14 protein-coding genes and 3 pseudogenes are annotated in these 20,963 nt (G+C 58.1%); 4 read left to right on the forward strand and 13 right to left on the reverse strand.

The window, feature by feature from the left end; all coding sequences use genetic code 11:
* Nucleotides 1–172 precede the first annotated feature (172 nt).
* The 6 genes and pseudogenes from I6F37_RS33900 to I6F37_RS33925 form a co-directional block, all read right to left on the reverse strand.
* Nucleotides 173–463, reverse strand: a complete 291-nt coding sequence (locus I6F37_RS33900; protein WP_225129618.1) for a HypC/HybG/HupF family hydrogenase formation chaperone — start codon at nt 461–463, stop codon at nt 173–175.
* Nucleotides 464–479: 16 nt separating this feature from the next.
* The gene (locus I6F37_RS33905) at nt 480–1,064 is read right to left on the reverse strand and encodes a HyaD/HybD family hydrogenase maturation endopeptidase (RefSeq protein WP_225129620.1); all 585 of its coding nucleotides are present in this window, start codon (nt 1,062–1,064) and stop codon (nt 480–482) included.
* An 11-nt stretch (nt 1,065–1,075) separates the two neighbouring features.
* Nucleotides 1,076–1,780, reverse strand: coding sequence for a Ni/Fe-hydrogenase, b-type cytochrome subunit (gene cybH, locus I6F37_RS33910; RefSeq protein ID WP_225140454.1), 705 nt, complete (start codon nt 1,778–1,780; stop codon nt 1,076–1,078).
* A gap of 4 nt (nt 1,781–1,784) precedes the next feature.
* Nucleotides 1,785–3,575: a nickel-dependent hydrogenase large subunit gene (locus I6F37_RS33915; protein ID WP_225129622.1), complete on the reverse strand. Its 1,791-nt coding sequence runs from the start codon at nt 3,573–3,575 to the stop codon at nt 1,785–1,787.
* 13 nt (nt 3,576–3,588) lie between these two features.
* On the reverse strand, nt 3,589–4,689 hold the full coding sequence (locus I6F37_RS33920) for a hydrogenase small subunit (RefSeq protein WP_225129656.1): 1,101 nt from the start codon (nt 4,687–4,689) through the stop codon (nt 3,589–3,591).
* Between the two features lie 876 nt (nt 4,690–5,565).
* Nucleotides 5,566–6,254, reverse strand: a pseudogene (locus I6F37_RS33925) (molybdate ABC transporter permease subunit).
* Nucleotides 6,255–7,395: 1,141 nt separating this feature from the next.
* Between I6F37_RS33925 and dctA the strand changes: the two are divergent.
* The 4 genes from dctA (at nt 7,396) to I6F37_RS33945 (ending at nt 13,630) form a co-directional block, all read left to right on the forward strand.
* Complete coding sequence (gene dctA, locus I6F37_RS33930; protein WP_225129623.1) at nt 7,396–8,706, forward strand: C4-dicarboxylate transporter DctA; 1,311 nt, start codon at nt 7,396–7,398, stop codon at nt 8,704–8,706.
* Nucleotides 8,707–9,801: 1,095 nt separating this feature from the next.
* Nucleotides 9,802–12,477, forward strand: a complete 2,676-nt coding sequence (locus tag I6F37_RS33935; RefSeq protein ID WP_225129624.1) for a PAS domain S-box protein — start codon at nt 9,802–9,804, stop codon at nt 12,475–12,477.
* Nucleotides 12,474–13,157, forward strand: a complete 684-nt coding sequence (locus I6F37_RS33940) for a response regulator transcription factor (protein WP_225129626.1) — start codon at nt 12,474–12,476, stop codon at nt 13,155–13,157. Before I6F37_RS33935 ends, I6F37_RS33940 begins: the two co-directional genes overlap by 4 nt.
* Before the next feature lie 86 nt (nt 13,158–13,243).
* Nucleotides 13,244–13,630 (forward strand): response regulator transcription factor, encoded by a 387-nt coding sequence (locus I6F37_RS33945; protein WP_225129628.1) that lies wholly within the window; start codon nt 13,244–13,246, stop codon nt 13,628–13,630.
* 917 nt (nt 13,631–14,547) lie between these two features.
* Here the strand turns inward: I6F37_RS33945 and I6F37_RS33950 are convergent.
* The 7 genes and pseudogenes from I6F37_RS33950 to istA form a co-directional block, all read right to left on the reverse strand.
* Nucleotides 14,548–15,375: an Effector protein NopP gene (locus I6F37_RS33950; protein WP_225129630.1), complete on the reverse strand. Its 828-nt coding sequence runs from the start codon at nt 15,373–15,375 to the stop codon at nt 14,548–14,550.
* A gap of 457 nt (nt 15,376–15,832) precedes the next feature.
* Nucleotides 15,833–16,177, reverse strand: a complete 345-nt coding sequence (locus I6F37_RS33955) for a hypothetical protein (RefSeq protein WP_249786627.1) — start codon at nt 16,175–16,177, stop codon at nt 15,833–15,835.
* A gap of 405 nt (nt 16,178–16,582) precedes the next feature.
* Nucleotides 16,583–17,338: pseudogene (locus I6F37_RS33960) on the reverse strand (beta-L-arabinofuranosidase domain-containing protein).
* Entirely contained in the window at nt 17,302–17,556 is a 255-nt protein-coding gene (locus I6F37_RS45645; RefSeq protein ID WP_345944108.1) for a beta-L-arabinofuranosidase domain-containing protein, read from the reverse strand. Before I6F37_RS45645 ends, I6F37_RS33960 begins: the two are co-directional and overlap by 37 nt.
* A gap of 9 nt (nt 17,557–17,565) precedes the next feature.
* A complete protein-coding gene (locus I6F37_RS33965; RefSeq protein WP_225129631.1) occupies nt 17,566–17,814 on the reverse strand; it encodes a hypothetical protein in 249 nt (82 codons plus the stop codon).
* A complete protein-coding gene (gene istB / locus I6F37_RS33970; protein WP_225129633.1) occupies nt 17,811–18,623 on the reverse strand; it encodes an IS21-like element helper ATPase IstB in 813 nt (270 codons plus the stop codon). Before istB ends, I6F37_RS33965 begins: the two co-directional genes overlap by 4 nt.
* Nucleotides 18,620–20,166 (reverse strand): annotated as a pseudogene (gene istA, locus I6F37_RS33975) (IS21 family transposase). Before istA ends, istB begins: the two are co-directional and overlap by 4 nt.
* Nucleotides 20,167–20,963: the final 797 nt, after the last annotated feature.

Below are 20,963 nucleotides of genomic sequence, written 5' to 3' on the forward strand. Positions count from 1 at the left end.
CTTCGGTTTCTGCTAACAGGCTATTAGCAAGGTGCATGCCAATCATCGTCTGGCCGCGTCTCCCCCTCGAACCAGAGGCTCGAAGCGCCTGACATTTTCCATGCAAAGGTTACGTGCGACTGGAAGCCAATGTGTGAGCAAGCAATCGGCGCAATATCCGCAAGCGGAATCGCTAGCGTAGGTGCTCCGGCAATTGCGGCTCATGACCGATTAAGTCCGCAAAGAAGGGATCGCAGTCCTGGCCGTTGAGGCTGGCCTCAAGCCCGTCCAGTGCTTGCGAGATCAGCGTTGCTTCATTTTCATCCAAAAGCCGCACCGCGCTGTCGATATGAACGAGCACCTTTGCGCCGACCACGGCGTCCGAGAGCAGCATGACCGAGACGCGCCGCTGTTTATCGCCATACTCGCACAGCGCCGTGATGCCGTCGGTCTCGAGAATCGTCATTGGCAATCCAAGGCACATGGTCACTCGCGGGCCGCTAGATCGGCTGCGTCCTCATCTCATAATTTGCATGGTCGATATTGTTCGCCAATAGTCGTTCTGATGCAGGCAGCGGCGCGGTCCGCGGTTTTGCCGGCGAGTCCCACTGCGCCAGGAGTTTGCAAGCCAGTTCAATCGCAGGCGCAATCTGAAAGCGTACCGGGGCAGTCAGCGGACCGCCCCAATGCTCCAGGTCCAGCGGCTGACAGCCGATGAGAGCGAGCTCTCGCGGGCGGCGGCCAAGCAGGTCGGCCGCACTCAAGACCTCCTGAAAGCCGGTCTGATGCAGGCTCACCTTCTTGGCGGCGGTAAATTTTGGCACTTCGTCATCTCGCACAAGCTTCAACTGCCCGGGCAGTAATCCATAGTCGATAGCATCGAACACGATCAGGCAATCGGCCTGCTCAAGAAAACTAATGAGGTAGAGCCCCTGTGTGCCGCCATCGAGAACGGTGACGTTGTCATCGATGGCATAGCGGCGATGAAACTCCTCGACCACCCGCACGCCAAATCCCTCATCGGCCCACAAGATATTGCCGATGCCGAGCACCAGAATCCTCTTCTTGGTTTCCGGATTCAGCATCCGCCTCCCAGTCAATCGCGAGACCCGCGCTCACCCGATGGACTAGATGCTCCGGCGCGACATGAGTCTTCACGGATCACCGCGTAGATGTGGACCAGCGCAAAGGTCACGATCACCCACAGGCCGAGATGATGCCAGGTATGGACGTCCTGACTGTTCGGCCAAATTGAAAATACCCAGCTGAACAGCTTGTACTGCCAGCTGTCAGTGCCTGCACCTTGCCCATAAAGTGCAAATCCTGTGACAACCATGAACGTGATCGTCTGCGTAAACATAAAGAACATTGCGAGCTGAGCAAGACGGTTGCGCCCGACGCGCCTCTCGGGCTCAACTGTAAGGAACGCATACGAGCGAATCTCGTGGTAGACCTCGCGCCAAAAGCACCTGCGCCAGAGCGGCACCCAAAAGATCTGCATGGCATGCGCATTTCCCATTAAAGCCCAGTAGATTCGCAGAAGAAAGCCGGTACTGAGCACATATCCCGCCGAGAAATGAGCAAAGCGGATGTAGCCGAACAGGAAATTGCCGGTTGCCTCTCCCGACATCGCCGGTGTCCCGGTTCCAATGAGATAGCCGGTTAAGCTCAGCATCAGAATGGTCGCGGCATTGACCCAATGCCACAGTCGCACCGGCGCGGAGGCGATGCCACCGCCGATCCTGCCTTCAGTCGGTGCCGCATCGACGGCGGCAAGGAGCTTCCGAGCCCTGTCCGGCATGCCCCTAACGAACATTGACTGAAGCCATTTCCTGGCCATCAGGACTCATCACATGGGTCGAGCAAGCCAAGCATGGATCAAAGGAATGGATCGTGCGCAAGATCTCCAGGGGCCGCTGCGGATCGGCCATCGGGGTACCGATCAGGGAGGCTTCAAAGGCGCCAATATTGCCCTTGGGATCGCGAGGAGATCCATTCCACGTCGTCGGCACAACACATTGATAATTGTCGATCTTGGCGTCCCTGATCTTGATCCAGTGCCCAAGCGCACCGCGCGGCGCCTCAGTGAACCCGTAGCCCTTGGCCTCCTTGCGCCAGGTTTCCGGCTTCCACCTGCTGACATCGGCAGTTGCCGTATTGCCTGCCTTGATGTGGATTACCAGCTTATTCTGGAAATAACGCATCTGATGCGCCGCCCACTGGCATTCGAGCGCTCGCGTCGCAGTACGGCCAAGCGTCGAGAACAGCGCACTCAGGGGAAGATTGAGCCCCTTGAGCAGTCTCTCGGCGGGCTCCTTGAACTCGGCTTTGTCTTGCGCATAACCGATGATGTATCGCGCTAACGGCCCGACCTCCACGGCGTGGCCGCGCCAGCGCGGCGCTTTGATCCAGGAATACTTGCCGCCCTCGTCGAGTTCCTTAATATCTGTCTTGCTGCCTTTGAGTTTTGGCCCAAGTTCAAAACTCGGCTCGGTGAGACCGTCCCAGGGATGCAGTCCGCAGCAATCGCTGGGGTATTTATACCATGAATGCGGGACGAATTCCTGGATCTGCTCGGGATCACCATGGTCGATCGGCAGTATCTCCTTGAGATTGCCACCAAGAATGACCCCTCGCGGCAGCTTGAAGCTTTTGGCGGAACAGTCATTTGCGTTTTCGGGGATGTCGCCATAGGACATCACGCTTTTGCTCGAAAGTCCGCCGCCATGGAGCCAGTCCTTATAGAACGAGCAGATCGCGGCAATGTCGGGCAGGTAGACCTGCTCGACAAACTCGATCGAACGGTCGACGATCGAGGACACGATGTTCAATCGCTCCATATTGATCGCACCCACCGCACCAGTTCCGTCGACGTTGATCGCGCAGGGCACGCCGCCGACCAACCAGTTCGGATGCGGGTTCTTGCCACCATAGATCGCCTGGATCTTGACGATCTCCTTCTGAAAGTCGAGCGCTTCTAGATAATGCGCTACAGCCATCAAGTTCGCTTCCGGTGACAGCTTGTAGGCCGGATGCCCCCAATAGCCATTCTTGAACGGACCGAGTTGGCCTGATCCGAAGAATTTGGTGAGCCGGATCTGCAAATCCTTAAAATAGCCAGGGGACGATAGCGGCCAGGGCGAGATAGACTGCGCGAGCGCGGAGGTCGACTTGGGATCGGCCTTGAGCGCGGAGACCACGTCGACCCAATCCAGCGCGTGCAGGTGATAGAAATGTACGAGGTGATCATGCACGAGCAGGCACAGCTGCATGATGTTGCGGATCGAATTGGCATTCTCCGGAATCGCAATTCCTAGTGCATTTTCAACCGCGCGCACGGAGGTGAGCGCATGGGTTCCGGTGCATACCCCGCAAATCCGCTCGGTGAACGCCCAGGCGTCGCGCGGATCGCGCCCGCGCAGGATAACTTCGATGCCACGCCACATCGTGCCGCTTGAGACCGCATTGCGGATCACATTGTCTGAATCGAGATTGGCTTCGACACGCAGGTGGCCTTCGATCCGCGTCAGCGGATCGATGACGATTCGCCTGCCGGAACGATCGAGATTGAACCCATTCGGTGTCTGGACGGCCACCGTCGCCCCCTCCTCAAGTCGATTTGCTTTTGTGGGCTGCGCGATCCCGCTTGTGGGTCAACCGCTTCGCGGCGGTGAGCGCCGCGTGGGCAGCGACGGTTAGCCCAACTACGCCGGCAGCGGCCATGCCGATCTGGTCGGCGTTCGCCTCGATGCCGAACTGCTTGATGGTTGTGAGGCGGTCGTAAAATGATCCCTTATCCCAGAAGCCGTCTTCGGAGCAGCCGAAGCAGCCGTGGCCGGATTGAATCGGAAATGAAATGCCGCCGTTCCACCGAATGGCCGAACAAGCATTGTAGGTGGTTGGCCCCTTGCAGCCCATCTTGTACAGGCAATAGCCCTTGCGTGCGTACTCATCGTCCCACTCTTCGACGAATTGGCCAGCGTCGAAATGGGAACGCCGATAGCACTTGTCGTGAATCCGCTCGGAATAGAACATACTGGGACGGCCTTGGCGATCGAGCTCCGGAAGCTTTCCGAACGTGGTCATGAAAGTCAGGAGGCCACTCATAACCTCTGCGATAGGAGGGCACCCGGGCACCTTGATGATCGGCTTGTTGGTGATCACCTTATCGATCGGCGCCGCGCCAGTCGGATTGGGCTTGGCCGCTTGCACGCATCCCCAGGACGCACACGTGCCCCAAGCGATGACCGCCATGGACTCTTCCGCCATGTACCTGAGCTTTTCAACGAACGGCTTGCCGCCGTCAATGCAGAACATGCCACCCTCGTTCAGCGGCGGATTGCCTTCGACGGCGAGCACATACCTGCCTTTGTACTTGGCACGAGTTTCCTCCAGGATGGCTTCGGCCTGGTGTCCTGCCGCCGCCATGATCGTATCGTCATAGTCGAGCGAAATCATCGACAGCAGCGCGTCCTTGATCAATGGATGGGCCGAGCGGATAAAGCTTTCCGAGCAGCAGGTACACTCGAGCCCGTGCAGCCAGATGACGGGCACACGCGGTTTGGTCTCTAGGGCGTTGGCAATTCTGCCTGCGGCGAGCGGACCGAGTCCCAAGCTCGCGGCAGTCAAACTGCAGAATTTGTGGAAACTACGACGCGTGATACCCTGACGTCTGATCACGCTGTAGAACGTTTCTGTTGCACCACCCATTAAGCCTTCCATGTGAGTTGTCGTCGACCGAAACGAATTACTGACGTTCAGCAAGAAACAAGCCACAGCAGCGAAACACTTGACAGATGGCACGCCACCGCTTCTGGATTTGATGACAGTCGAAACCAGCCAGCGAGCCACGAGCTGCGCCATTGATCTGTCATGCTAATGGTGTCCGGTTTTGGACATCGATGTGATCAGTTCAACAGAGCGACACGATGGTTCATCACTGCACGGTGACTACGTCCTGCTCGCTCTTGCAGACGCGACACTCATGCCTCATGCCGATTGTTGAATAGAATTGGTGCAGTTGACGGGGACCGCACTGCCCCTGGGGCGCTTAAAGCCGCTCATAGTCGCAACTGCGCAAGCAGCCCGTACCAAAGCGGCTGTCGAGCGACGAAGAGAAGCCGCAATGTGAGCCCCGAGGCGCACGCAGCGTTCGCTTTTTAGGTCTGATCGACCCGATCTGCCTTCATTCAAAGCGGCTCGCCGCACCGCATCGCTGCATATTTTAGGCGAGAGCCTGGATGTTCAGAGCTATTACAGGAGCGTTCATCGCGCGAGCCGATCGATAGCAATGCGCGATCGTCTTGGCGCATCGCGATACCAAACCCGCTAAGAGCTTCTTCTCGATAGCGGAGGCGATCTCGTTATTGAAGCACTAGCGCGATCCGGCCGGGCGCTGCCGTCCACGACGAGATGCTCCTTTGGGTCGCAGAACAATTGTGTCCCGTAGGCGCCGGTCCAGGTGAACTCGCTAGACGAGTTCTTCGCTCGCGAGACCGCCAGTAAAAGCGTTCTGTGCGCGGTGGTTGCAGATCCGGCTTGCAATACTGCTGCTCGGTCGTGATCGGATGTGTCCGGCGGGCAAGCCTAGGACGGTTCAATGCCTCTCTTGACACAGTGTCTGTCGATGAGGGCTAAGGTGAAGATAGCCGCAAAGGCGAACATCACCATACCGCCGGCAACCACACTCGCTTCGCGCCAGCGAGACGCTTGGACGTAGTCTACGACGTGGGCTGACAAGACCTTGGTGCGCCCAGGAATGTTGCCGCCGATCATCATCACGACGCCGAATGTGCCGATCGTATGAGAAAACCCAATCACGGCAGCTTTAACAAACTCCAATCGCGCCAGCGGCCCGCTGATGGTAATGAAGGCATACAACGACGAAACGCGCCCTGTAGTTTTCAACGGGCAATCGCCATCGCAACAAAGGCGTTACGGATCGGCTGCACCACCAACGGCAGCGCCGAGAGGACCGATCCGACCACGATTCCTGCGAAGGTAAAAGCGAGCGTGCGCTCGCCCCACAAAGAGGCGAGGACGCCACCCGGTCCGTTGGGGCCGAGCAACACGAGTACGCAAAAACCGAGAGCCGTAGGCGGTAGCACTAGCGGCAGGGCGATCATCGTCGCCACCGCCTCGCTCAAAAGAGTCTTTGAGCGCGCCAGCCACCAAGCGAGGGGGACACCAATCAGGAGGAGGATCACGGTCGTCACGCTGGCGAGCTCAATCGTGAGCGCAACTGACTGCGAAATCTCTGCCGAAAAGACATCCATGTGGATCAGCCCAAAAGTGCGAGCAGGTCGCCGTGTCGGCCGAGTGAGCGCCTGCACGTCCGGCTCGTCCAGGGATGTGGCGCGGATCGCCCTTTAGTCGCGCGGCACTTCGTGGCGGCCGCCACATCGCGCGTCGTTTCTGCGAGCAACAGCAGCATCGCAAGCCTCATCGGCAACTCCTGTGACTGGGTCACTTCCATCCATCCGACGGCGGAAGCTCCTCGTTCGTCATCAGCAATTGCTGTGCCGCGTGCGAACTGTGGCGCGTTCTATGCTCAACGTGCGAAATTCGCATAGACGGCGACGTCACCCTGGCGTGAACCTAACGCTCTGTCAGATTTCTGGCATCTTTGTTGCCGAGCAGACAGCGACACGCCGCGCAACGAAGGGCAGATTTTGACGCCCCCAGACATGCTTGTTTGATTCGTCGATGGCTCAACCGCCGCACTCGCCGCGCTGGCAATGGAACGGATCTCAGCAAGACTGCCGTAAGTAACGGGAACGATCTAGCTGTAAGCTGCTTCTGCGACGCGGCAAAAGGCACGAGGAGCCGAGAGCGAAGGCCGCCTGCCGACCAATCTGCCTAATGCGCAGCGCTAGCACAGGCCTGGAGACAATGCCCCGTGAACGAGCCTTGCCGTTAGCGACAGCGCAGTGCATTGATCAAAGATTCTTCCGCGCAATCGAGTTCCTAAGCCAGGCTTCCATCGCGTGGATGCCTACGATCCAAACTATGAATTTTACCGATGTCACGTACTGTTGCATCCATCTCAGCAGTCGGCGTATATCGATCCCGCTAGAGCTTCGGGGCCGAGACGTGACTCCGCTAATGCGCCCAGCCGATGAAGTTACGAGTCACGCTAGAACTTTTTGTTCGACCTTGCGAACGCGGTCCGAGCACTCAAACCCATGCCGCCGGAGACAGACGGTTTGTCCGCCACTGCTTAGTCGGCGCACTTTGGGCATCTGGTGCAGATCTTGCTTAAGAGAAAGGATAAACGCAACTCGCCTGCCTTTGGAACGACGCGCCGACTCTCGGAACCGTCTTCAATCGCACACGGCTAAAATGAGTCTCGTATGACGCTGTCGCCTCTCAAAGACGCGGCGGCTCACATTCGACTATATTCGGGAAGGAAGCGTCATGACCACCATGTCAACTGCGGCGCCCGCGCGCGCGTCGCAAACTTGGTATAAGATTCTCTACGTGCAGGTGCTGATTGCGATTTTGATTGGCGCCATGGTCGGCTGCCTATGGCCGTCCGTCGCGACCAACGACTGGGTCAAGGCGCTTGGTGACGGATTCATCAAGCTAATCAAGATGGTGATCGCGCCGATTATTTTCTGCACCGTTACATCCGGTATTGCGCATATTCAGGATGCGAAGAAAGTCGGGCGCGTCGGCGTCAAGGCGCTGGTCTATTTCGAGATCGTCTCCAGCTTTGCCTTGTTGTTGGGCCTTGTTATGGGCAATCTGGTCCAAATCGGCCATGGTCTTGCGCTCAAGCCGGATGCTGCGGCGGTCGCCAATTACGTGAAGCAGGCGGAAGCCTCGAAGACCGTCGATTTCTTTCTCAACATCATTCCCGACACCGTGGTGGGCGCCTTCGCTCGCGGCGATGTTCTGCAGGTTCTCTTGTTCGCGATTCTATTCGGCTTTTCGTTGATGGCGCTCGGAAAGCGTGGGGAGCGTCTGCGCGGCATGATCGACGACGTCGCGCACGCGGTGTTCGGCGTAATCGCTATCATCATGAAAGCGGCTCCGATCGGCGCCTTCGGCGCCATGGCCTTCACCGTCGGCAAGTTCGGGCCGGCAGCACTCGGCAATTTGATCGGTCTGATCGCTCTGTTTTACGCGACTGCGGCGCTGTTTGTTGTGGTGGTGCTCGGTTTGATCGCGCGCCTCGTCGGCTTTTCAATCTTCAAGTTCATTGTCTATATCAAGGATGAGATTCTGATCGTGCTCGGCACTTCGTCCTCTGAAAGCGCTCTGCCGCAATTAATGGAGAAGCTCGAACGGCTGGGCTGCTCCAAGCCCGTGGTCGGCCTGGTGGTGCCAACTGGCTACTCCTTCAACCTCGACGGCACCAATATCTATATGACACTTGCGACATTGTTCATTGCCCAGGCACTCGGGGTCGAGCTCACCTTTGGCCAGCAGCTCACCATCCTGCTCGTTGCAATGCTGACGTCGAAGGGAGCAAGCGGCGTCACCGGCGCGGGCTTCATCACGCTCGCTGCGACGTTGTCGGTGGTCAATCCAGCGCTGGTGCCGGGCATGGCAATTGTGTTTTCGATCGATAAGTTCATGAGCGAGGTGCGCGCCCTTACTAACATCACCGGCAATGGCATCGCGGCCGTGTTCATATCTTGGTGGGAGGACGAGCTGGAGCACGCGACGCTGCAGGCCCGGCTCAACCAGCCCAACGTTTCCACCACTATCGACGCACGATGAGATAGGTCCCGGATCTTAACCACAGCCATTCGAAGACGCGTCAAATGCAAGCGCAGCCACATTTCTCGTAGTTCGAAGACACAGCCGACTTGACACGAGCCGGAACTTTCAAGGGCGATCTCCAGTGCGCAGATCTTGTCCCGCTTCGCCCCCCCCCCCGCAGCCGCCCTGAAAAGATGCCAGCCGGGCAAAAGAGCCGGAGCTTTTTAACGGTCATTATCAAGCGCGTCTTTCGCGTCAAGCTCCCGCCATCTGAACGCTTCTGCGACATTTTGCCGTGCCAGATAACAGGACTGCGACAGAACTTGTCCAGCCTGACGGACCTAGGTGTTGCTCCGCCTACAATTGCCAATGCGCGCGGTCACTGCACTGGCCTCGCCCAACCAACGACGTGGTAGCGATCTTGCTGACGCAACTCGTCATCCCTTGTTACGGTCCGTGCTGCCGCATTAGATCGTGATGGGTGTGATCAGCATGGATTAGATGGCACCTCGACGGAGCCATGCCGGCTCGCACACGGCTAGTGTTCGGTTCGGCGTCGTTCGCGCGCGCTCAACGGCTGACCGGAGACAAGTCCTCTCACCTAGGCGTGATGGCCCTCGGGCATGCAAGGCAGTCGCGTAACTTCGCCTTCGTATCTCGGCACGAGACGGTTGCGCTTTCTTCCGCATGCCGATCGCAACGGCGAGATGAATCGGCCGGCAGCTTGTCCCTGTTCTTTCCGGTTCGGCGAGGCGCGCCTGATTGTTTCGGCTCAACGTCTTGGCCGAACTGCAGCCGCTGTCCTCGTCCGGCTGGCGTAAGGGAGTTGTCCTCGGCTGCAGCCTCAAGCGCCTGCCTGGAGGTTATCGGCAGCGGAGGAAAGTAGACATCTCAGCTTCGATTCTAGGCGTGTCAGCGCGCGATAGTGGCCATATTGAAAGGTTTAGGACGACTATACGTATGTCTGTGATGCGTTTTTTCTTCGCGCGTGCTCAGTTCAGCAAGCAATCGATCTCGGAACCGCTCACAGCAGGTGCTGGTGCCGAGTATTGCCCCATTTTTGCCTAAAATGTTATAGCTCTCCCGCCGGAGAACAGGCCGGACAGTATCAAAATGCGTAGCCAGATCAGCAGTTTAAAGCGCTCAGCCCCTCAGTTTACCTTCGGCTCCATAACGCTGGCGGTGGTAACACTGTCTTGCTTGTACCTTCACGCGCATTTCGCCCCCACGGCGTTCGCCTATTTGTTAGTGGTGTTACTGTTTTCGTTGATGGGCAGCTTCATCGCGTCGTCCGCGCTTTGCATCGTAGCCGTTGCTGCTCTCGCTTATTATTTTGCGCCGCCGGCGTTCAGCCTGCGAATCGATGACCCCCAAGATCTGCCCGTGGTTGTTGCATTCTTTATTGCCTCGATTGTGGGAGCGCACCTGATCGGAAAGCTGCGCCAGGAAAGCGAGGCTGCGCGTGTGGCTGCGGCCAAGCTTCAGCGGAGTGCGGCCGATTTGGAGGATCGGGAAAAGCGGTGGCGCGCCATCTTCGAGCACAATCCGGCCATGTACTTCATGGTCGATGAAGCCGGCACTGTCCTCGACGTCAATACATTCGGCGCGACACAACTCGGCTATGCTCGTGCTGAACTGATTGGTCAATCCGTGCTGGAGGTATTTCTCGAGGAGGATCGCGCCTTCGTTCGTGAATGCGTTCGGACGTGCCTGGAGGATGTCGGACAAACGCGCACGTGGGACGTCCAGAAGGTCAGGAAGGACGGCTCGGTATTGTGGGTACGTGAAATCGCCAAAGCCATGCTCTGGGCGGATGAGCGGCCCATTATCCTTGTCGCCTGCGAAGATATAACGGAGCGAAGGCGGACTGAACTTGCCCTGCAGCGGAGCGAAGCACATTTGGCCCAGGCGCAGGAGTTGAGTCACACAGGCAGCTTCAGCTGGAACCCTGCTACGGGCGAGGCCTTCTGGTCAAAGGAAACATTTCGGATTTTCCAATTAGATTCTGAGACAGTGCCACCGGGGCCGCAGCTCGTCGTTGAGCGCACTCATCCCGATGATAGGGCTTCGGTTAAAGAAATTATCGATCGCGCGATGCGAGACCCGAGCGATTTCGAGCACGAATACCGGCTTCTGCTACCGGACGGCTCGGTAAAGCACATTCATGCGCAGGCACGAGCCACGAGGACAGCCTCTGGTGACATCGAGTTTGTTGGGGCAGCTACGGATATTACGGCGGCGAGGCGAGCAGAACAGCAGCTGCGCCGCAGCGAGGCCTATCTGGCCGAGGCCCAGCATCTCACTCACACAGGCAGCTGGTCCTGGGACGTCTACGGCCTAGATTTCGTGTATCGCTCCGCCGAGGTCGATCGTCTGTTTGGCTTTAGCCCACAAGAGCCGGTATCGATCGAGACCATTCGATCGCGCATCCATCCGGACGACTTGCCGCGGCTACAGGAGGTGCTGCGGCAGGCGATTGAACACGTGGAAGAACGGTTCGAGTATGATTTTCGTATTCTTCTGCCAGATGGCGGGATAAGGCGCATACACTCCGTTGCACACGTTGTCCTCGGCAGCGATGGTAATGTCAGCGAGCTGATCGGAACACATATGGATGTCACCGAGCAGCACGCAGCTAGGGAACGCCTGGAAAACACACTTGTCGCGCTGCGCGAAAGCGAGCAGCGCTTTCGCGACTACGCCGAGACAGCTTCCGACTGGCTCTGGGAAACTGGGCCGGATCATCGGGTCACTCACTTGTCCGAGCACACCAGCGCTGCGGGAATCTTGGCGACAGGATTGATGGGCCTGCTTCGCTGGGACATTGCTTGCGACACGGAAGAGGAACCCGAGAAGTGGCGTCAGCATCGGGCGACGTTGCAGGCGCATCTGCCGTTTCGGGATCTCATCTACCGTACCGTGAATCGAACGGGATCTCCGATCTATGTCCGTACGAGTGGCAAGCCATTCTTCGATGGAAACGGAACTTTTCTGGGCTATCGGGGCGTCAGCACTGACATAACGGCTCTCATTCGCGCTGATCAGGCCGAACAAGAGCTGCGAAAGGCACAAGCGGAGCTTGCACATGTCACGCGTGTAACGACGTTAGGAGAACTGACGACTTCCATCGCTCACGAGATAAACCAACCACTCGCCGCTATTCTCAACAACGCCGATGCGTGCCTCGGCTGGATGGCTCGGGAAGCTCCTAATCTTGCCGCCGCGCGCTCTTCAGTGGAATGGATCATCGAAGACGCAATCCGGGCAAGCGAGGTGATCCGCAGTGTTCGCGCGCTCGCGAAGAAAGGCGAGATTCAGATGGTGCCACTCGACATTAATGAGGTCGTTAGGGAGGTCATTGCGCTGGTAACACGAGAGCTGGTGAGCCACCGAGTGACGTTGCGAACCGAGTTGGCGGCCGCGCCGCCGAGGATCCTCGGTGACCGAATTCAGCTACAACAGGTGATCATCAATCTGGTAATGAACGGAATTGAGGCGATGGACGCAGTTACCGACCGGCCGCGCGAACTTCTAATTCGATCATCCAAGGACGATCTGGGGCACGTGCAGCTTGCAGTGGCCGATTGCGGCGTCGGGATCGCCGAGAAGGACGCTGACCACGTCTTGGATCCCTTCTTCACCACCAAGCCGAGTGGCCTTGGAATGGGCCTTTCGATCTGCCGTTCTATCGTGGAAGCTCATGGAGGGCGGCTATCGCTTCTCCAGAAAAATGAACCGGGCGCGACCTTCCAGTTTGTCCTGCCCGTACACAAGGAGGCCCTCCAGTGACAGGACGATTTGACTCGCCAGGTGAGGGTAGCAATGCCGAGGCCTCGACGAAGGCCATCGTTTTTGTCGTTGAGGATGACATCTCGGTGCGCCGCTCGCTTACGAACCTTTTTCAACAGGTAGGGTTGGAGGTCGTGGCGTTTGGATCGGCCCGTGAAATGCTGCAGAGCACAATTCCGGACGTCACAAGCTGTCTAGTTCTTGATGTCCGGCTGCCAGGCCTGAGCGGCCTTGACTACCAGACCGAGCTGGCCAGGTTGAACATACACATCCCGATCATTTTCATCACCGGCCATGGCGACATTCCCATGACCGTCAAGGCCATGAAGGGAGGTGCGGTCGATTTTCTCAGCAAGCCGTTCCGCGATCAGGAACTGCTTGATGCCGTGGTTGCGGCGACCGAACGAGATCGCAAAAGACGGGAAGCTCAGCGAACCGTCGTGAATCTGCAGTCTCTATTTGAGACCTTAAGCCCGCGCGAGCAGGCAGTGATGAAACTGGTCGCGGCCGGCCTAATGAACAAGCAGGTAGCCGGCGAACTTGGGCTCGCCGAGATTACGGTGAAGATTTACCGGGGTCACGTAATGAAAAAGATGCGTGCCCGGTCGCTGGCCGACCTGATCAGAATGAGCGAGACGCTGGGAATTCGCGTCGATCGTTCCGAACAAACGCAAGTATGATTTTACAATTCCATCACTTAAGCCCACTTTTCGCCGAAAGTGGCTAGCGCTTTGGCTGCCGCTGTACTGCGTCTGGAGGGCTCATCTTGTCCACGCCTTTGATTTCCGTCGTTGACGACGACGTCTCCGTCCGTGCGTCGACAGAAAACCTTCTGAAATCGCGTGGCTACGTCGTGCAGATATTTGCGTCGGCCGAGGCACTCCTGCGGTCGCCGTACTTGAATGAGACATCCTGTGTCATCACCGATGTGCAGATGTCGGCTATGAGCGGGCTGGAGCTGCTGGCAGAGATGCGGACGCGTGGTTACGACGCACCATTCATTTTCATTACAGCTTTCCCCAACGAGCGCGTGCGCGCGTCAGCCCTGGACGCCGGGGCGATTGGCTTCCTCGCCAAACCCTTTGCAGGACAAGCGTTAATCGAATGCCTCGACACCGCACTGAACGCGTATGACGGCCGGCGCGACATCTGATGCAATCCATCTGCGGCTTGGGTTGGTGTCCGATCTAAACGCTCCACGCGTCGATCTCGCCGCCGATCAACCTCTTCGAGTCAAAGATGCTACTTGCTCTAAAATCAAGCGAGCGAGAGGCCAATTGTCGCTTGTCGACACTTTAGCGACCATCGCCGGGCGGCTACATTGGTGCAGAACAACCTTATCGCTGCGAGTGCTGGAAGGGTACGCCAGCTCGACTCATTCTGCAGATCGACGTTCAATGTAATGCTCACCCAAAGCAATCGACGACCCTGAGCCCTTCTTAACTCGTCTGGATCGTTTCTATATGTTCTATTGCAGAGCGGAGCTGGCCGAGAGCGATCGACAAAGCAAGAGTTTGGCTGTTCGCAGCCGACTGCAGTGACGATGATAACGGAGCTTCGCCCAGGACAACCGCCGCGTGTCTTCTGTTGAGGCTTTTCTGGTGAAAGTGCTCTGCACGATGATCGTGCTCTCGGCGTCGTTATGTCCGTTGACGCATGCCAGCCGTCTTGCCCATCGGGCGCCGCTTCGCTGTGCATTTCCTTGCCCACCGACTCGCGGCAGGCGCCCACACCCTTACTACTTCGTAGGCGCCATCTGTAGACAACTTCTGGCTCCAAGCCGTCCAACGACTCGGCACAACACGCCCGGCCCTCGGCGGCCGGGCGCACTTTGGCGGCACCCCATCCAGGTCCTCTCCGCAGCGAGCATTGTCGCAATTGCCTTCCGCAGTGAGCCCCTACTTCCAAGGCTCAAACAAATCAGCAACCGCTAAGCCAAGAAGCACTCTGCGGACAGTATTCTGAGCCAACTCAGAGGAACTCTCAGCCGAAAAGGCGATAAACACAGAGGAGCCCGGAGCACGCTAGATTGGTCTACTCCATCGGGCCAAATCACCGGTGATCCCATTGTCACATAAAATCATCCTCATAGTCGTATGTTGAGGGGCTCGCTGAGATCTCGGTATCACTACCTTCACTGTCGTCAGCTTTGGAAAGATACCGCGCAGCAGTACCTTTGCGCTGCCATTCGCCGTCGCTATTCCTTACCCACTTATCTGACTTCGCTGGGTCAAGAACCATGTTGTCGGCGTCAACCTCGACGAATCCCATCTTTGCCGCACGGGCTCTTGCTTCCGAATTAGCCGGACGCAAATTGAGCAGCGGCTGTTTTCCGTCTAGTCGAAGCTGGTGCTCGAGCAGGATGTCGCCAGCGTTCTCGACAAGCGGATGAACGACTTGAAGATCCACAGTAGAGGTAGTCCCGTTGCGTCCAGGAAATAGCTTCTTCCACCTTTCGACGTCGAACTCGGTCATGCTGTCGCCGCCTTCCGTTCTTAGAAGTCCGACACTCTTGTTGCCCAATTGGTAGCTGAAGTATCGCGCCTTCTCGGAATCTCGGGTTCGCCCGTAGTCTTTGGCAACTTCGGCAGTTCGCCTTGCCTTGCCGGACACGAAGTCGGAGTACTCTTGGGGGTTGTTGGCGATTTTCATGATTTCGTCACCATGATAGGCCTCCGCGGCTTTTCGGAATGACTGACAATCCTTGAACTCTATTATGGGAGGGGTTGAAACGAGCGAATACGGTCTTGTTGCCGCAGATGAACTGCTACTGGAACCAGATTCGGCTAAGCGCATATTTGCGAACGCATCCGCAAAGATGTCCGCGTCCATTTGCTCATCAGTTTCGGCATAGTCAGAGGATTGGAAGTAGGACGAGCCATTGATCCGATTATACATGGCGATTGGTGCTCCCGTCGGACATACATTTCCGCATCTGTTTAGGCTTGTTAGGCCCAGCGGCGCTGATAGGGAGCCTGGCTTACCAAAACCTGACGTGGCCGCCCTCACGTTTGGCTTGTCATAGGGCTTCCTTTCGAACTACACGGCGGCACGCTCGTGCCATTGGCATTCATCAGGTTTGATGAGAGGCCGCGAACACCTCCGAGGAAGCTCCTTTATTGGGAATTGGGCCGATCGCTGGTTGACCTGCTGATGCCAATCGGATCGTACTCTTTTCGGAGTTCCGCCGCTTCATATTCGGATTTTTTCAACGTTCGAGTGGAGCTCGCGCACCGCCTTCCATAGATTGGCCGATTTCCAGACTTTGACCAACGATATCGCCTGCGCCAGAAAGGCCGTCTAACGTCGACTCGTGGAAGCGCGACCCGCTCGTCCGGCGTTAGCGCTCCTCTATTTAAATCCGCATTTCGCCTTCGCCACGATTATCCCAGCTGAACCACGGAATGAATGTCAGCCGCTGCGGTTCTAGCTGTCCAGGCGATTTGTCGTAGTTATAAAGCGCCGCTTCTTCAGAATGCGTGCGTTGCAACCGCGCCCCGTCCGCCTGCAGCATAATCTTGCCGTTAAAGAGACCTGTTCCTTCCATAAGGGAAAACCGGCTGTCTGAGTGAAGCCAAACGTTGTCTAACTCGGTCCCGTTGTCGGCCTCCTCCAGACAATAAATTAAGGGGCCACGCTGGATGGCCACCTTGCCGGCCAAATTGGAAAGTTGATGGCCGTATACGCGGCGCACTTGCATCGGCAGCGATAATTTGACGCGATCTCCCTGCTGCTACGCTCGGCGAATGTGCAAATAGCTCCTGCGCGGCTCGCAATTCATGGGCTCGCCGTTCAGGCTCGCCTGCGGCACGCTGTACCATTCTGGCAGCGCAGGGCGAGCGTGTGGGCAATTGGCGGCGCAGATTCGACGGCGATTTCTACCTCTTCTCTCCAGGGATAGCTGCCGCTTATCAGCTAACGCAGCGCGTGTCCGTCGACCGATATTGCTACTATATTACCAACGTAGAAATTTACATAGAGCGCATCGGTGCTGGGCGTGTAGATGTAATGACCAATGGATGTGAAAAGCCGTGCGATGTTCGGTGGACAGCAGGCGCAGCCAAACCAAGGTCGTCGCACCGGCGAGACATGATTGTAGATGCCATTAGACCTCAGCGTTTTTGGATGCATTTCGAGCCGTTAACATAAAAATAATGGCGCCCGTCGAACGCGATACCGCCGAGAGCGCGCGCTCCATCACGTCTGCATAGCGACTGTCCAGTTCCAACTCCAGCATACGGCGCGCGAACATCATCAAGCCAATCGACACGCAACTTTCCGCATACGCCGTATCATTCGGCAAATCGTAATCGCTGCTGTACGCTTCGCCGGCACTTTGCGAGCCGATGGCTCCGGTAATATAGATCTTGCGCTGAACCATGTTTTGCCATAGCCGTAGGCAAGTTTGGCGCTGCTGGTCGTTCTGGCGCAGACGCGCGAGATGAGCTACTGCCGTCATGAGGTATACAAAACGAACCGCATGACCTATTGCAGTCCTCTGCTCCGAAAGCGGCAACTGCGCTTGGCTGTACGCTTTGTTTTTTATCATCCAAGGCGTGCCGTGGGATTTGGCGACGCGGGATTGCTGGCGCTTCTCTTACTCAATGTCGTAGAAGTGCGGCTCCGTGCCACGTTCCTAGCCGTACAACTGATCGCGCTCTGGGCCAAAAACTGTGCCGAGGTGGTCAGCAAGCCTGCAAACGACCTCCAGCAATCGCCGTTTGCCAGTTGCCTGAAAGAACGCGACACCTGCTTCAATCAAGTGCCCCGCGCAATAAAGTTCGTGGCACTCCGCTAGGTTGGTCCAGCGCTCCTGAGGCGCGTTCATATGAAATAGGTGTTGAGATAGCCGTCGCCACATTGGGTGGCCGCCATCAATTCAATGAGCTCATCGGCCGCTTTCTCCTGCTCTGGATTTGGTGTCTGGCATAGCGACCATGCAGCCGCCTCAAGCCATTTTGCGACGTCACTGTCCTGAAAGACCGCGCCGTGAAACTCGCCCCTCGCACGTCCGGCGGCAACGCGGAAGTTCTCTACCGCGTGGCTCGGTATCGCCCCGGGATTGCGATCGTTTAGCACCTCCCATTGCTAGGGAATTGCCACTTCCCTGACCAGTTGCTGGCATTGCCCAATCAGCGGATCCAAGACTTCTTGATTGTGAAGATCGACTTCGGCCACATTTCTCTCGTTCCTCCTTGCCGTGTTGTAGCGCGCCAATCTGGGTAGGAAGTGCGCGGCGATCAGGATGGCGAGGCAGTGTCGCGGCCCGATGATGATTGCCGCGATGATTGTCGCGCGCAAGAGTTTTGTTGAACTCTGATTGTCGCGCAGCGTCAATCAGCGACGGTTTTAGGTGTCGCGTGCGATGGCGGCCGTCCGGGTCCGCGTTTTCGTGCGAGGGCGGTCCGTCTGCGATAGCTCTCGACGTTCATCTCGACGATGGTGGCGTGGTGAACGAGGCGATCGATAGCGGCGAGGGTCATGGCGGGATCCGGGAAGACTCTGTTCCATTCGCCGAATGGCTGATTGGCGGTGATCAGCATCGAGCGGCGCTCGTAGCGTGCACTGATGAGCTCGAACAGCACGCTGGTCTCGGCCTGATCCCTGGTGACGTAAGCGAGATCATCAAGGATCAGGAGATCGAAGCGATCGAGACGATTGATGGCCGCCTCGAGGTTGAGCTCGCGTCGCGCCAGCTGGAGCTTCTGCACGAGATCGGTGGTGCGGGTGAAGAGGACGCGCCATCCGTTCTCGATGAGGGCCAGGCCAATCGCTGCCGCCAAGTGGCTCTTTCCGCCGCCGGGCGGGCCGAACAGGAGCAAATTGGCGCCCTTGCCCAGCCAGCTGTCACCGGCGGCGAGCGCCATCACCTGCGCCTTCGAGATCATCGGCACGGCTTCGAAGTCGAAGCTGTCGAAGGTCTTTCCGGCGGGCAAACGTGCTTCGACAAGGTGTCGTTCGATCCGACGGCGGCCGCGTTCGGCGATCTCGTGCTCGGCGATGGTCGCGAGGAAGCGGCCGGCCGGCCAGCCTTCCTTGTCGGACTGTTCGGCAAATTGCGCCCACAGCACCTTGATGGCAGGCAGCCGGAGCTCATTGAGCAACAGATTGAGGCGCGCGGCATCAACCGTGTTCGTTACGCTCATGCGGCACCTCCGGTCTCGGCGGTACCGATGAGGCATTCGTAGGTGGCAAGCGGCACGAGCTGCACCACGACGTTCGGCAGGTTGGCGGGATCGGGGGCGAAGTGAGCACGTAGCCGGTTGAGGTCGGGCAGTCGGCCGGCCTCGAGGTCGGCGGTGAGCTGATCGGCGAGTTCGGTCTCGCAGCCGCGCTCATGAGCGAGCGCGAGGAGATCGACCATGATCCGGCAGGCTTTTTTGTCCGGCAAGCGTTCGCGCAAGCGATCGAAGGTCTTCCGATAGGCATCGCGCGGGAACAGCCGATCTCGGTAGACCAGATTGAGAAGCGCCATCGGCTTGCGCCGCAGGGAATGGATCACGTGCCGATAATCGACGACCTGGTCGTACTTGCCATTGGGATGCGGCCGCCCACGCGGCAGGGTGACGAGATGGGTGCCGCCGACGAACACGTCGAGACGATCATCGTAAAGGCGCACCCGCAGCCGGTGACCGATCAGGCGCGATGGCACCGTGTAGAACACCTTGCGCAGGGTGAAGCCGCCGGACGATGTCACGCGGACGATCACCTCTTCGTAGTCGGAGGTGCGCCGATCGGGCAGCTCCTGCAACACCACGCGCTCGCTATCGATCCGCTTGGCGTTGCGGGCATTGCGGCGGCTGACGATCTCGTCGATGAAGCCGCGATAGGTTGCAAGATCGTCGAAGTCGACAGTTCCGCGCAGCAGAAAGGCGTCCGCGATTGCTCGCTTGAGATGACCGTGGGGCCCTTCGATCGAACCATTCTCGTGAGCAACGCCTCGATTGTTGCGGGAAGGCCGCATGCCGTAATGGGCACAAAGGGCCTCGTATCGCTGCGTCAGATCGTCCCGTGCATCACGATCGAGATTGCAGAATGCGGCCGACAGACTGTCGGTCCGATGCTCCCGCGGCGCCCCACCGAGCGACCAGAGGGCATTCTGCAGGCCTTCGGCCAAGGCAACGAAGCTCTCGCCGCCAAGCACGACGTGGGCGTGCTCGAACCCGCAATAAGCCAAACGGAAGTGATAGAGACGATGATCCAACGGTGCACCCGCAATCGTAACACCCAACTCGTCCATGTCTGTGAAGTCGGAGAGGCCGAGTTGGCCAGGCTCGTGGGTTTGGCGGAAGATCACCTCCTGCTCCTCGCCGTGGATCGCCCGCCATGCACGGATCGTTCCAGGGTACGACGGATACCGCTGCCGAGATCCGGATGACGCCGTAGCATCTCCTCGAACACCGCCACCGGGCGTAAGCCAGGTGCCGCCTTCAGGATCGGGACGATCTCGGTCTCGAACACGTCGCTCAACGGGTCCGGCGGTCGCCGGCCGCGGGGCGCCTTCCTTTGCGATGGAAATCGGGGGTCTCTCTCGATCAGATAGGCGGTCGACGCACTGAATGATGCCTTGGCCGCCGCCACTGGCGGGCTATCGGTCTGACGGTACTTCATGTAGAGCCTCATCTGGTGATCTGTGATGTGTCGGCCGGGCACGCGAGTGATTGCTCTTGGCGGAAGAACCACTTGCATAACCCCGCTGGCCGCGATCACCAGTCGGCGCGGTCCTCCTCGGGATCGCGCCGACACTGGGCTCGTAACTCCGGTCGGGCTACGCCCTCCCTACGTCACGAGCCCAGCGAAACTCTCTCACCTTGATTGACGCTGCCTTCCATCCTGATCGCCGCGCGACACCGTGTGGCGAACGGAGCCTAGTAAGCCACCTCACCACGATTGCGTCGTTGAGGTTGTGGCTCTGAGATTTTGCGGCTGCACACTCGTAGTCTCGGTGCGAGGGTTCAAACGATAGAAATGGTGAGGCTGCCCTAAGGCGCCACACTCCCAGACGCGCGTTGACAGCAGTCGTTCGACGAGGGGGGCAGCAATTCCCGTGCCGATTATGAGGACCGGTTCTTCTGGCAACCCGATCTGCAGCTCCGCGGAAGGAACCCGATGCGATCGCTGGCCCACCAACCGGATTTGGCGGTCGTGCTAATCCCACGTCGTCGCAAGGCTAGTCCATCCTGCTATACGAGCGGGTGACTGTCGCTGGATCAGACAGTGGCCAATAGTACTCGCCTGCCGCATATACAGCCAGGGGCGCCGCGTCCTTCCGGTGCGGCGCCCCCTGCACTTGGTTTTGGGCCCTCACCTTGCGCGGGAATGTCAGTTATCTAACAATCCATTTGATGACACGTATCAGTGAAGTGGACCCCGGGAGCAGGACCACTGACGCCGCCTTCTTAGTTGGAACTCTCGCCGCTCCGATTTTCTGATATGAGGCCGCGAGGGCCTCTGTCTGCGTCTGTTGTTGAGGTTGTGGGCATGTG

The organism is Bradyrhizobium sp. NBAIM08, assembly GCF_020193935.1.
In the GTDB taxonomy this organism is placed as follows: domain Bacteria; phylum Pseudomonadota; class Alphaproteobacteria; order Rhizobiales; family Xanthobacteraceae; genus Bradyrhizobium; species Bradyrhizobium yuanmingense.